The sequence below is a fragment of the Paenibacillus mendelii genome, from assembly GCF_024498075.1.
Taxonomy (GTDB): domain Bacteria; phylum Bacillota; class Bacilli; order Paenibacillales; family Paenibacillaceae; genus Paenibacillus_Z; species Paenibacillus_Z mendelii.
Genome location: NZ_JANHOF010000001.1, coordinates 1,325,705 through 1,339,210, shown reverse-complemented (window position 1 = coordinate 1,339,210; position 13,506 = coordinate 1,325,705). Strand labels below are relative to the sequence as shown.

Annotated in this window: 13 protein-coding genes; 11 read left to right on the top strand and 2 right to left on the bottom strand. The window is 52.1% G+C overall.

The genetic code is table 11. The features are described 5' to 3' along the window. Positions 1-46: 46 nt before the first annotated feature. Entirely contained in the window at positions 47-1,216 is a 1,170-nt protein-coding gene (locus tag NNL21_RS06135) for a class I SAM-dependent methyltransferase (protein ID WP_204816518.1), read from the top strand. 84 nt (positions 1,217-1,300) lie between these two features. Here NNL21_RS06135 and NNL21_RS06130 read toward each other — a convergent pair whose 3' ends face one another. Beyond that, complete coding sequence (locus tag NNL21_RS06130; protein WP_204816517.1) at positions 1,301-1,537, bottom strand: DUF2626 domain-containing protein; 237 nt, start codon at positions 1,535-1,537, stop codon at positions 1,301-1,303. Positions 1,538-1,804: 267 nt separating this feature from the next. Here NNL21_RS06130 and NNL21_RS06125 point away from each other — a divergent pair, with 267 nt between their 5' ends. The 6 genes from NNL21_RS06125 (at position 1,805) to NNL21_RS06100 (ending at position 8,304) form a co-directional block, all read left to right on the top strand. Then, positions 1,805-2,452: an RsfA family transcriptional regulator gene (locus NNL21_RS06125; RefSeq protein ID WP_204816516.1), complete on the top strand. Its 648-nt coding sequence runs from the start codon at positions 1,805-1,807 to the stop codon at positions 2,450-2,452. A 154-nt stretch (positions 2,453-2,606) separates the two neighbouring features. Then, positions 2,607-3,551, top strand: a complete 945-nt coding sequence (locus tag NNL21_RS06120) for a ketopantoate reductase family protein (RefSeq protein WP_204816515.1) — start codon at positions 2,607-2,609, stop codon at positions 3,549-3,551. A 22-nt stretch (positions 3,552-3,573) separates the two neighbouring features. Next, positions 3,574-3,969: a DUF3397 domain-containing protein gene (locus NNL21_RS06115; protein ID WP_204816514.1), complete on the top strand. Its 396-nt coding sequence runs from the start codon at positions 3,574-3,576 to the stop codon at positions 3,967-3,969. Between the two features lie 137 nt (positions 3,970-4,106). Further along, positions 4,107-5,756, top strand: coding sequence for a bacillithiol biosynthesis cysteine-adding enzyme BshC (bshC, locus tag NNL21_RS06110; protein ID WP_204816513.1), 1,650 nt, complete (start codon positions 4,107-4,109; stop codon positions 5,754-5,756). 35 nt (positions 5,757-5,791) lie between these two features. Further along, positions 5,792-7,054 carry an adenosylhomocysteinase gene (locus NNL21_RS06105; RefSeq protein ID WP_204816512.1) on the top strand — a complete coding sequence of 421 codons (1,263 nt, stop codon included), beginning with the start codon at positions 5,792-5,794 and terminating at the stop codon, positions 7,052-7,054. A 155-nt stretch (positions 7,055-7,209) separates the two neighbouring features. After that, entirely contained in the window at positions 7,210-8,304 is a 1,095-nt protein-coding gene (locus NNL21_RS06100; protein ID WP_204816511.1) for a DUF4349 domain-containing protein, read from the top strand. A gap of 83 nt (positions 8,305-8,387) precedes the next feature. Here NNL21_RS06100 and NNL21_RS06095 read toward each other — a convergent pair whose 3' ends face one another. Further along, positions 8,388-8,660, bottom strand: coding sequence for a hypothetical protein (locus NNL21_RS06095; RefSeq protein WP_204816510.1), 273 nt, complete (start codon positions 8,658-8,660; stop codon positions 8,388-8,390). Positions 8,661-8,921: 261 nt separating this feature from the next. On the opposite strand from NNL21_RS06095, the gene mraZ reads away from it, so the two are divergent. The 4 genes from mraZ (at position 8,922) to NNL21_RS06075 (ending at position 13,061) form a co-directional block, all read left to right on the top strand. Then, positions 8,922-9,359, top strand: a complete 438-nt coding sequence (gene mraZ, locus NNL21_RS06090) for a division/cell wall cluster transcriptional repressor MraZ (RefSeq protein WP_204816509.1) — start codon at positions 8,922-8,924, stop codon at positions 9,357-9,359. Positions 9,360-9,419: 60 nt separating this feature from the next. Next, positions 9,420-10,352, top strand: coding sequence for a 16S rRNA (cytosine(1402)-N(4))-methyltransferase RsmH (gene rsmH / locus NNL21_RS06085; protein WP_204816508.1), 933 nt, complete (start codon positions 9,420-9,422; stop codon positions 10,350-10,352). Between the two features lie 80 nt (positions 10,353-10,432). Next, on the top strand, positions 10,433-10,828 hold the full coding sequence (locus tag NNL21_RS06080) for a septum formation initiator family protein (RefSeq protein ID WP_204816507.1): 396 nt from the start codon (positions 10,433-10,435) through the stop codon (positions 10,826-10,828). A gap of 10 nt (positions 10,829-10,838) precedes the next feature. Next, positions 10,839-13,061 carry a penicillin-binding transpeptidase domain-containing protein gene (locus NNL21_RS06075; protein ID WP_204816506.1) on the top strand — a complete coding sequence of 741 codons (2,223 nt, stop codon included), beginning with the start codon at positions 10,839-10,841 and terminating at the stop codon, positions 13,059-13,061. Positions 13,062-13,506: the final 445 nt, after the last annotated feature.

The following is a 13,506-nucleotide window of genomic DNA, read 5'->3' as shown; positions in this document are numbered from 1 at the left end:
ATATCTTTAAAAGGGGATTTTGTCCTTCCGATAGGAGGCCTATGCGATGAATCATTCGGGACAACTTGCGAGGCGAATTGCGGATCGCATTAGAGATGTGAACACGGTGGGAGAGGTAAGAGCGCAAGTAAGCGGGGAGAAGCAGGTCGGCTGCATTTCCTTTCGCGATTATATGGCGATGTGTTTGTACGATCCCGATTACGGTTACTATCGGGCAGGCTCGGTTCGCATCGGCAAGTCGGGCGATTTTTATACGAGCTCATCGGTAGGTTCCGTCATGGGGGAGAAGATAGCCAGTTATGCGGCGGAGCTGATCTCAACCTACGAAGGGCCTGTAGATGCCGCGGAATGGGGTGCGGGGACAGGGAAGATGTCCGCTCAAATCCTCGCCGCTTGGCATAAGCTGGACTGCGGCTGGCTGCCCCGCATGACGTACGCCGTTATCGACAGCAGTCCCGTTCATTTGCAGGAGGCCCGGGCAACGCTGAGTTCGGGGCCAGACGGTCCCGAGCTCTTGTTTCTTAAACCGGAGGAGGTCGACTCAAGTAAGCTGGGGGGCGATAACCCGCTTATTATCGTGGCCAACGAGCTGCTTGATGCGTTCCCTGTTCATCGTGTGATCCGTCAAGATGGGCAATTATATGAGCTGGGTGTGGCGCTCCAGCATTCGGATACAACGGAAACACCCGACTTTCAATATGCTTATATGGCGCTCAGCGATCCCGAGATCGAACGCTCGCTTGCAGCCGATGGCATTGCGCTGCTGGAAGGGCAAGAGACGGAGGTCAATTTAGAAGCTGAACGTTGGCTGGCTTACGCGGGGGGGCTCGTTACCAGAGGCTCGCTGATGCTGATCGATTACGGGCATGAGGCCCGTGAATTGACGGCACCGCACAGGATGCGCGGTTCGCTTCTCTGTTACAACGGGCATCGTGCGCATGACAATCCGTTCCTGCAGCCGGGAGAGCAGGACATCACCGCCCATATCAACTTTACGGCCTGCAGACGAGCCGCTGAAGCTTCCGGCTGGAACGTTGCCTATTACAACACGCAGAAGCAATTTCTCGTGGATCAGGGCATTTTAGGTGATCTGATGGCCCATGACGGTTCGGATCCGTTCAGCGAAGCGGCCAAACGCAACCGCAGTATCCGTCAATTGCTATTGAGCGACGGGATGAGCGAGACCTTCAAAGTGATGATCTTGAGCAAGGGATAATTTCCTTTGCCATCGAGAAAAGGCTGCCCCAGCACGAGTCGTGCCTGGAACAGCCTTTTTTTGATTTGTTCTTGAAATACCGTTTTAGAACGGGTTGCCCATTACAAAAACGGTCCAATAGGTGAAGCCAACGAATGAGATCACCATATATCCCCAGAACATGAGTATGTATGTTCTTTCGGAAAAGTTCAAATAGCCTAACAGGACAAATACGGCCGTTTGGATAAAGAACAAGAGTGCCATCTCGATCATATCGCCAGCAAACGCCATAAGCGCGATTACAAGCGTCCAAAAGCCGAGCACCCGAAACATGCGTGCCACAATTTCATCCCCCTCTCGTCAGTCTTGACCCGATTACTATTGCCCATTATAACGTTTACGGAAACTGCTGTAAACCGCCATACGTGACGAAATGGCAAACTTTTTGACGGCTCTGAAGCCGTTGATACAAGTTTGTGCGGATGAAAAAGAAAATATGTATGAGCCTTTAAAAAAATGGATATACAAATTAGTATCCGATAGATTCTATGAACTCTACCAAGGGCATAGAGATAAAGTAAGCGCCTAACGTTAGGAGGTTTTGGTTGCATGACAGCAGTCAGACAAGATGCGTGGAGCCCGGATGACGATCTCATCCTCGCCGAAGTGACCCTGCGGCATATTCGGGAGGGCAGTACACAGCTCGCCGCATTCGAGGAAGTCGGTGAACGAATCGGACGGACTTCCGCCGCTTGCGGGTTTCGATGGAACAGTTGTGTCCGCAAGCGTTATGAAGATGCGATTCAAATTGCAAAACAACAGCGGCAAAAACGCAACTATATGAAAAAACAGTCCTTTGTCGCAACTTCTCAAGTTTCATCGGTCAGTACAATGGATGTCGAGGAACGGTCTTATAAAAATGATTCGATCACGGAAGAGTCTCTTTCGGTCGATACGGTCATTCGTTTCCTTCGTCAGTGGAAAGCGACGTATCAGGAGTTGACTCGGCAAATCAAAGCGCTGGAACGCGATTTGCGGGATCGGGATGAAGAGCTCTTCACTCTGCGGGGCCAAAATGAGAAGCTCTCGCATGAAGTAAACAGCGCCCAAACCGATTACCGGGCCGTCAACGACGATTACAAGACGCTTATTCAAATCATGGATCGCGCACGGCGTCTAACTGTATTAACAGAAGAAGACGAAACGAGGCCGCGCTTCAAAATGGATGCGAACGGTAATCTGGAACGAATCGAGTAGGATGGATCGTTCCGCTGGTTGAAATAAAACAGTCCCGCCACCTTTCTTAATAAGGAGGCCGGGACTTTTTATTGTGTATCCGAGGACGGACTCGTTCTGTTACGATAAGAAACAATAGATCAAGAAAGAAACAAGAGATAAAGGAGAGTTTCGATTGCGCATTCTAATCGTCGGAGCCGGGGCTATCGGGCTTTTATATGGAACACGCTTGGCTAGGGCAGGAATTGCTGTCAGGATGCTGACCAGAACCTCAGCGCAAGCGCAGCGATTAAACCTTGAAGGGGCGGCATTATTAGAAGGTGATCAGACCTTTATCGTGCGTCTGCAGGCAGACGTGTTATCGGATAGACGGGTTACGGCCTCGCCGGGCGATTGGATTTGGTTGACCGTCAAGCAAACCCATATGGATGACTCGTTCATAGACGGGGTAGCCAAGCTGGCTGGGCAAGGGGCATCAGTTCTAAGCCTGCAGAATGGAATCGGTCATATGCCGCGGCTGCGAGCAGCGCTGCCCCGTAATCCCTTGTATGCGGCGATCACGACTGAAGGGGCGCTTAAGGTGGATGCGCGCACGATCCGTTATACGGGGAAGGGAGAAATAGCCTTCGGAACGAATGATTCGGAAATTTTGCCGAATAAGACCGAAGCAGAGGAATTATCGCAGAAAATGTTGCTTCATGCGCTTCAGTCGGCAGGAATAAAGGCTTCGCTGTCGAATGAAATGGATAATCGCACCTATACGAAATTACTGATCAATGCGGTCATTAATCCACTCACCGCCTTGTATGGCGTTAAGAATGGAGAACTGCCGAAGGATCCGCTCAGAATGACCATGATGGCTGCTCTTCATGACGAATGTCTGACGATATTAACAGCGGCGGGAATGCTTGACGATGGGGAAGCTTGGCAGCGCTTGCTTATGGTATGCGAGCACACCGCAAGCAATGAATCGTCGATGCTGAAGGACGTGCGCGAAGGAAGATCCACGGAGATCGATTGGATTAACGGAGGGATAGCTACCTTGGCTCAGCGCATGAAGATGCCCTCCCCGCTGAACGATGCCGTCACGATTATTATAAAGGCTCTACATCCGAAATAAATTGCGAGGAGAGCGGTCCGTCATGCAATTGCTCTGGGAAAGCATAAAACACCTCTATGCGGTTCTGGCCGTTATTCCGATTATTCCTTTCCTGCTCGTATATTTCGGTCTCGGCGCCTATACGGGAGACCGGAAGAAAGCGTTTCGGACCGCCATGGACGTGACGACAGCGCTGCTGATCGGCTGTGTGGCCGTGTTATTTAATGATATCTTCAACAGTTCCTTCGGCCTTTACGGCATCGTGCTCATTCTCCTTCTCGGGGGAGGCCTGCTGGGTAACGTCCAGTATAGGGTAAGAGGAATGATTGACGTCAAGAAAATTTTACGCGCGATTTGGCGCCTTGGGTTTATTCTAATGAGCGTGTTTTATTTTGTACTGATGTGCATCGGAATTGGAAAAAGCTTTTTTACGGTTTGAAGCGTTAGGACCGCTTACATATGGACTAGCCGAATCGGTCTTCCAAGGGAGGGCCGATTTGTTTTGACGGTGCGCGTATCGTTGTGTAAAATGAGAAAAACTCCTATTGCTGATTCTGGAGAGGTTGAAAGTTACCCATGGATATCGAAATGTTTCAGCTGCCTGTCGGTCAACCCTTAGCGGATGCTTATGTAAATCGCACAGACAGGAATGTGATAAACGTATTCGGGAGTCATCCCGAGAATGAAGAGAGCTGGCGCCAAAGAGCGGCTATGCTTGCCGGGAATACGGGCAACCGGGTGCCTGCGAAGGCACTTGCCGATACGTTGCGCGCCTTTAATGCGCGCTTCAATGATTCTACAGAGGTTCATAAAGGAATAGATGCGATCGGAGAAGGCGCACCGGTTATTGTCGGCGGACAGCAGGCAGGCTTGTGGACCGGACCGTTGCTCGTCATTCATAAAGCGGTTACCGTCATCCAAGCGGCACGTTTCGCGGCTGAAGCGATCGGTGAACCGGTTGTTCCCGTGTTCTGGATCGCAGGCGAGGACCATGATTGGGACGAAGTGAACCATGCTCTGGTCGTCACCGCGGAGCAAGGGCTTATGAAGATCGCTGTGGAGCGCCCCCCTGGAGTCCGGACCTCGGTCAGCCAGACCAAACTGGCCAAAGAAGCGATGAGCGAGGCCATTCGGCAGCTTAGCGTTTCGCTTGAGGATACGGAATTCAAACAGAGGCTGATCGAGCAGCTAACGAAGCATGCGGCGGGCTCGGAAACGCTGACGGAATGGTTTGCTTTTGTCATGGGAGAACTGTTCGGCGAATACGGCTTGGTATTATTGGATTCCGATGACCCGGCCATTCGCCGTCTGGAAGCCCCGATGTTCCATCGGATGGTGGAGCAGAACGACGAGCTGGAGGAGGCCTATGTACGAGGAGCTGCTGCGGTTCGTGAGCTCGGGTATGTCGAGCAAGCCGAGGTTGCTCAGGGCGGCGCCAATCTATTTCTCTTTCTTGCAGAAGAGGGAGAGCAGGCTGGTGAACGGACGCTTCTGTTCAAGCGTAACGGCCGATTTAAGAACCGTAAAGGAACCGTATCCTTGTCGCGTGAGGAGCTGCTTGGCATCCTCGAGAAGACGCCTGAGCGATTCAGCAACAATGTGCTGACCAGACCGCTTATGCAGGATTATGTCCTGCCTGTCCTGGGCACGGTCCTCGGGCATGGCGAGATCGCATACTGGGCGCTTACGGCTGAGGCATTCCGCACATTCGGTATGCAAATGCCGATTATTGTGCCCCGCATGTCGTTTACCATGGTCGAAGGCACGATAGCCAAGCATATGTTAAAGTATGACTTGACGTTTGAGGATGTCGTGTTCCGCTTCGAAGCGCGTAAGCAGGCGTGGCTTAAGGAGCGGGACGAGCTGTCCATTGATGAGCGGTTCGAGGACATCAAGCAGAAGTTCGCCCAGCTGTATGACCCGCTCATCGAGATGGCCGCATCAGTCCAGTCCGGGCTTGCCGACCTTGGGGAGAAGAATAAACGAAGGATCGTTGAGCAGATCGCTTATATGGAGATGCGAACGAAGGATGCGCATGCATCGCGGTTCGATGCGGCCCTGCGCCAGCTCGAACGCATCTCGCTGTCACTCTGGCCGGGCGGCAAGCCGCAGGAGCGGGTGGTCAACATGTCCGTGTATTGGAACCGTTACGGAACGGGCTGGATCGATACATTGTTAGAAGTGCCGTACGTCCCTTCGGGCAGTCACCGTCTGATCTATTTATAAAAAAATATGTAGGTAAGCAACAGGAGGAAACGAAGATGAGTGCAAAAGAAAATAGCATTGTTACCGATCTCGCGTTAGCACCGGAAGGCCATCTGAAAATTGGTTGGGTTGCAGCCCACATGCCGGTATTGAACCGGATCCGCGAGCAGTTCGAGAAGGAACAGCCATTCAAAGGCTTGAAAGTAGCAATCTCCTTGCACTTGGAAGCCAAGACGGCTTACTTGGCGAAAGTAGTGCAAGCAGGCGGAGCGGAAGTGACGATTACGGGCAGTAACCCGTTATCGACGCAGGACGACGTGTGCGCCGCACTGGTCGAAGACGGAATTACCGTATTCGCCAAGTACAACCCGGAGCCTAAGGAATACAAGGACCTGATGGTCAAGACGCTCGAAACGAAACCGGATCTGATTATCGACGACGGCGGCGACCTCGTATCGATTCTGCATGCGGAGCGGCCCGATCTAATGACCCAGGTCCGCGGCGGTGCCGAAGAGACCACAACTGGTATTCTTCGCCTGAAGTCGATGGAGAAGGAAGGCACCATCAAATTTCCGATGGTCGCCGTCAATGATGCGTTCTGTAAATATCTGTTCGATAATCGTTATGGAACCGGGCAATCGGTATGGGACGGCATTAACAGGACGACAAACCTGGTTGCCGCAGGCAAAACCGTTGTCGTAGTAGGCTATGGCTGGTGCGGCAAAGGTGTGGCGATGCGTGCGAAGGGTCTTGGCGCGAACGTAGTCGTGACGGAAATCGATGCGATTAGAGCGGTAGAAGCCTACATGGACGGATTTACGGTTCTGCCGATGATCGAAGCGGCTAAAGTTGGTGATATCTTCGTTACCGTGACGGGTAATCGCGATGTGATCCGGGGCGAGCATTACGAAGTGATGAAGAACGGAGCGATCTTGTCGAATGCCGGTCACTTCGATATCGAGGTCAACAAGCCGGAGCTGCTGGCGCTCTCGAGCGGCAAACGGGTCGTTCGCCGCAACATTGAAGAATATCAGCTGAAGGATGGACGCAGCATCTATCTGCTTGCCGAAGGCAGGCTTGTAAACCTGGCGGCGGGCGATGGCCACCCGGCTGAAATTATGGATATGACATTCGCTCTCCAAGCCATGTCGCTCAAATATGTGAACGATAATTACAAGACGATCGGCGCGAAAGTAGTCAACGTGCCGTATGAGCTGGATGAGCAAGTCGCTCATTATAAATTGTCTTCGCTCGGTATCGGGATCGACCGTCTGACCGAGGAACAGAAAGCATATCTGGATAGCTGGACGGAGCATTAATGCGCCGGTCTTAAAATAGCAGCCGTTTGAGCGGGATTCAACATGAATCCATGGCTCAAACGGCTTTTTATTATACGTATCGCCCCATTACTTGCAACTTCTTCCAAAAGGTTTGCGTCTAGAGGAAAAGGCAAACAAACAAGGGGGCTATGCGGGTGATCAAGGGGGCATATAGACAAAAACAGGGTTGGATCCGATTGTACACGCTATTCTTCAGTGTGTTGATTCTTGCAGCGGCAGCAGGCTGCTCGGGAAGCTCGAATAATAGCGCGAGCGACAGTGCCATGAAGAGCAACGCAGGTTCCGCTACAACAGAAATATCGTCTTATTCCAAAGCAACCGCGGAAGATAAGGCTGCAGCCGGTGAACGTCCGGCCGAGAACGAAACTACACAGGCGAGCGAGGCACTTCAAGCAGGCACTGGGTATGGCAGCGGGGCCGTAGCGGAGAGCGGTGCTGAAGCGGATGGTTTCAGCCGCAAGGTTATCTACCGGGCGAATGTTTCCATGGAGGTGGAAGAGTACGCGAAAGCTCAGACGCTGCTAAGAAACGCTATTCATCTTTCGGGCGGATACATTCTGCAGTTCTCAGATCAGAAGTCGACAGCAGAGCTCGGCGGAACCTACACAATTAAAGTTCCGGCCGGGGGCTTCATGTCTTTCTTGGGTGAAATTGAGAAGATCAAGCATCTTTTCTACGAGACGAATATGCAGGGAACGGATGTAACTGAGGAGTACGTCGATCTGGAATCGCGTCTGAAAGCGCGTCAAGTGGTGGAAGCCAGACTATTGGCCTTTATGGATAAAGCAACCCGCGCCGACGATCTGCTGAAGTTTTCGACAGAGCTGGGCGAGGTTCAAATGGAAATCGAGCGGATTAAAGGGAGAATGCGTTATCTGGAACAGAATGTGGCTTTCTCCACTATAGAGCTGCGCATGTATGAGCGTATTGAAGCAGTCGCTCCGGCAACGAAAGAGAAGCCGTTCTTTCAGGAGAGATTGACGAATGCATTATCTGGAAGCACGACGTTTCTGTATGAATTTGCACAAGGACTGTTAGTTCTGCTTGCCGGTGCGCTACCGATCCTGATTGTTCTTGCGCTGCTTGGTATCCCGGTATACATTGCCTACCGGCAAAGACATAAGGGCCGTCCTGTGAGAAGAAGCATTCAGGTGCAAGCAGAGAATAAGGAAAACGGGCAGCTAGCGAATAAAGCACCCGAGTCGGTCAATCAAGAGGAAGAACTGTAGCCGATCATTGAAAAGGTTATGCGTGTATGTAATCGTGGGCGAGCACGGTGAAGGAGTGAGCGCAAGAGCTGCGTCTGAAGCCTTTAGGATAGGCTTCCGGATGCGGCTCTTTTTGTCGTGCCGATTTGGCAGCTTGCCCGCTGCATGGCGAATCGCATGGCGGCTGCCTTGGCTAGTCTTCGGCGGTCTTCCTCCGAGCCGGATACAAACGATGGCATTTGATACAGCTCGAGCAGCGCGTCCTCACTGGCAGCCGCGGCATCGCGTTCATTGCCGAGCAAGTAGTGAGCAACCTGGTAACAGAGCTGTTCGACAGCACGCAATAGCTCGAATTTATGTGAGGCGACGGCGTTCATAGCTTTCTCCTTTATCCGATAATCTGGCTGCCGGCACCAGCCGAACAGGCGCAGGCAGCTTGCTGTATGTATCTGTTAATCCTAGCTTACACGAATGGGATGAGGAAAAGGTTTCAAAAGTATTACAAGATTAATCCCGTGAAATATTTATAAATTCATTGCAATGATGCAGGAATTTCATTCTCGGTGGCGAATTGAACAACACTAGTGGTGAAAAGTGGGGGTAAGTGGAGGTTTAGAGGGAAGGGGTGGAGCGGCCGTATGTTCATGGGTGAATATCAACACAGCATCGACGATAAAGGCCGTATCATTATCCCAGCTAAATTCCGCGACAGCCTGGGCGATAAGTTTATCGTTACCCGGGGCCTCGACAACTGTTTGTTTGTTTACCCTATGAGCGAGTGGAGCGTTCTGGAACAAAAGCTGAAGTCATTGCCGCTCATGAAATCGGATGCCCGTGCGTTCTCGAGGTTTTTCTTCTCGGGGGCAACGGAATGCGAGTTAGACAAACAGGGAAGGGTAAACTTGCCTAACACCTTGTGTGATTATGCCAAACTGGACAAAGATTGTGTCGTGCTCGGGGTTTCGAGCAGAGTGGAAATATGGAGCAAACAGACATGGGAAGGGTACTTCAATCAATCCGAAGAAACATTCAACGAGATCGCCGAGAAATTGGTTGATTTCGATTTTAATTTCTAGATCGCAGGCCACCGGTTTACCGGTCGTGCCAGTCGACCATAGAGCCGGGAGGGTTACAGCTTGTTTCAACATGTTACGGTGCTCAAGGAAGAAGCGGTCGATGGGCTGGCCATCCGACCGGATGGCATTTATGTCGATTGTACGTTAGGCGGTGCCGGCCACAGCGAGCTCATCGCGTCAAGGCTTGGCCTCGAGGGACGGCTGATCGCGTTCGATCAGGATGAATGGGCGCATGATAACGCGCGCGTCCGTCTGGCTCCATATCTGGACCGGGTAACGCTCGTTAAGAACAATTTCCGCCATCTGGAGCGGATGCTGGGCGAGATCGGCGTTACGCAGGTAGACGGTGTGTTGTTTGATTTAGGCGTTTCAAGTCCTCAACTGGACGAGGCGGAACGAGGCTTCAGTTATAATCACGATGCGCCGCTTGATATGCGGATGGATCAGCATGGCATGTTAACGGCACATGACATCATTAATACGTGGGAGGAGCGGGAGATCTCTCGCATTCTGGCGGACTACGGGGAGGAACGTTTCGCCAGGAACATTGCCCGTAAGATTATTGCAGCCAGGGAAGAACAGCCGATCGAGACGACCGGAGAGCTCGTAGAGCTCATCAAGTCCGGCATTCCTGCTGCCGCAAGGCGGACAGGACCCCATCCGGCGAAACGATCCTTTCAAGCGCTGCGGATCGCCGTTAACGATGAACTGGGTGCGGAGGAAGCGGCGCTTGAACAGACGGTACGAGTGTTGAAGCCAGGCGGCCGGGCATCCGTGATCACCTTTCATTCCTTGGAAGACCGGATTTGCAAGCAATTTTTTGCGAAATTTGTTGAAAGATGCACCTGCCCGCCGGATTTTCCAATGTGTGTATGCGGATCAAAAGGTGTGCTGAAGCTGGTCAACCGCAAGCCGATTGTTCCCGGCGAAGAGGAACTGGCGCTGAATCCGAGATCGAGATCGGCGAAATTAAGAGTTGCAGAGAAGCTATAGCCGTGTAACTACAACTAGGCAGCATTCGACAATTACAACAAATTTTATCCTATATAAACGAATCATGGGAGGGAAAACATTTGGCATATCAAAACGGCAATTTGGCGCTGCAACCGAAACGCAAACCGGAGGAGCAAGTCTACCGGGAGAAAAGAACGGTCGTCGTTAAACGGAAGTCGCTTCCGGTACAGGAGAAACTGCTCTGGTTATTCACGATCATCGTCGGCGTACTGATTGCAGGGGTCATCATCTTCCGCTATGCGGAGGTGTACAAGATGAATCTCGAAATCCGGAATCTAACCAACGAGTATAACGAGATGTCTGTCGAGATGAAAGAGCTGCAGAAGCAGGTTCAAATCTTGGGCGACCCGGATCGTATCAATAAAATTGCGAAGAGCATGAACATGTCGGCATCCAAGCAGGATGTTATGGTCGACAAAAAAGAACAACCGACCGATACGGCTCCTAAGGAATAAGGTGACCGCGATGACAAAGAGAATCAAATTACGGACGTTGCTGGTCGGAGGGCTTATCACCCTCTTTTTTGTTGTTTTGGTGGGCAAAATCTACTGGGTGCAGGTCGTCAAGGCTGATTACTGGACAGAGAAGGCGCGTGTCGTGTGGTCCAAATCGGAGACGCTCGTACCGGTACGCGGCACGATAAGCGACCGGGAGGGCAATGTGCTTGCCATGGATACGGCCGCCTATACCGTGGCTGTGAACCCGAAGGTTATTCATGAGCTGGGTATCGAAAATTTCGTGGTGAGTAAACTCCATACGATCCTAGGAAAATCGGAATCGGAGCTTCGCGAAATCGTAACGGCGAAGAAGGATGACGGAACCTTCTTCACGCAGCGGGAGGTTAGGAAAGAAGGCTGGAAGATAGATAAGTCGGTCAGGGACCGGATCATCAACTTTCGGGAAGAGCTGAAGGAGCAAACCAAGAAAACTGACGTGGGCATCTATTTGATCGACCAGCAAAAGCGCTATTATCCCAAGAATAAGCTGGCCGCGCATTTAATCGGCTATGTAGATAAGGACGGCAAGGCCATTACAGGTCTCGAAGCCTATTACGACAACGAGCTCAAAGGCGTAGAGGGCAAGATTCAGTACAAGCGCGACGGCAACGGCATCATACTTGAGAATGAGAAGGTGGAGTTCAAGCCATCTCGCGATGGAAAGAACGTAAAGCTGACGATTGACGCTGACATTCAGCATTATGTTGAAGAAGCGATACAAGAAGCGTACGATAAGTATCAGCCGAAGAGCATTACCGCCATAGCGGCAGATCCGCAGACGATGGAAATTCTCGGGATGGCGAATATGCCGACATTCAACCCGAACGAATTCGGGAAGGCTCCACAGATCAACTTCTACAACCATATCACCAAGTCGAGCTACGAACCGGGGTCTACGTTTAAGATTGTTACGTTGGCAGGCGCTGTGGAAGAAGGCGTGTTTAACCCCAATGAAGAATACATGTCGGGAAAAATAAAAGTTGGAAAAAGTTGGTTGCGCGATGTTAAGCGCGAGGGCTGGGGCTCGATTAGTTTTCTGGAGGGGCTGAAGCGTTCCAGTAACGTTGCTTTTGTTAAGATGGGGTACGAGCGCTTGAAGGCGGATAAGCTGATCCAGTATATTAAAGATTTCGGGTTCGGCCAGAAGACCGGCATAGAGCTGCCAGGCGAAATTAACGGGGTTATGAACATTAACCCCAACCGGGCAGTAGAGGTTGCTACCGCATCCTTCGGGCAGGGGCCGGTCTCGGTCACGCCAATCCAGCAAATTACGGCTGTAGCCGCGGTTGCGAATGGCGGTAAACTCATGCAGCCGCATATTATCAAAGAGATCGAGGACCCTGTCACGAATAAGACAGAGGTCGTTCAGCCGAAGATGGTCCGTCAAGTTATCTCTGAGGAGACATCCAAGCAGGTAAGCGAATATTTGGAGCAGGTCGTCTCCGATCAGAAGATCGGTACGGGTAAGAACGCGTACATCCCGGGCTACCGGGTAGCAGGCAAAACCGGTACCGCACAGAAGGTTACCGACGGGAAAGGGTATTCCGACGAGAAATACGTCGTGTCCTTCATCGGGTTCGCCCCGGTTGGCAATCCCAAAATCATCGTTTACGTTGTCGTGGACGAACCGAATGACAGATATGCTGGCGGCGGCTCGGTTGCGGCGCCGGTATTCAAGAAGATCGTGGAGCAGAGCTTGCGGAAGATGAATGTCATGCCCGTGCTGCCTGCCAATTCAGGATCGAAGTCGACGACCAAGCAGAAGGAAATGACAGTTACCGTTCCCGACCTGTCCGGTCTTGGCCTGAGTCAAGCGAAGGCGGAGCTGAAATCGCGTTCACTCGTTGCGGAGATCGTGGGCTCCGGTACGGCGGTCAAGCAGCAAATTCCGAAGCTGGGCACGGAGACGAGCTTGAATCAGAAGGTGTATCTCATCACGGAGGATCGCGACAAGCTGCCGATCCCGAACATGAGAGGCCTGCCGCTGAGGGACGCGCTTGAAATTTGTACGCTGCTGAACATTCGCTGCGTAACAGAGGGACAGGGCTTCGTAACGGCTCAAGTCGCTGCGATGCAAAATGGTGAGCGGGTGCTGAAGCTGGTGCTGACGCCTCCGGGACCGGATACAAACGCCGAAAGTGGAGATGGTTCCGATGCCGGTAATAAAGCGGAAGAGGGTAAAAGTGAGTGATTCGACCTTGTCCTCGTGAGTAATGTCTGAAATGGATTTATGTCGATATGGCTCCTCTGCTGCTGTAAGAGGAAGCAGCTTGAGTTCCGGTGCCGTAGTGGTGATCCGGATACGCTCGTCAGCGGTTCGGGCTGAGCAGCTGTAGCGCCGGAAACCGGCGTTACAGCTGGATGAGGCACCGAAGGAACGGCCTGTAACGCCGCTTTTTGGTCTTACAGAGCTGTCATCGCAAGACCGGCGTCATACGGAGCAGCTGTAGCGCCGGAAATCGGCGTTACAGCTGGATGAGGCACCGAAGGAACGGCCTGTAACGCCGGTTTGTGGTCTTACAGAGCTGGATTCGTAAGATCGGCGTCATACGGAGCTGCTGTAGCGCCGGAAACTGGCGTTACAGCAGGATGATGCGCCGAGGGTGCGGCCTGTAACGCCGGTTTATGGTCTTACA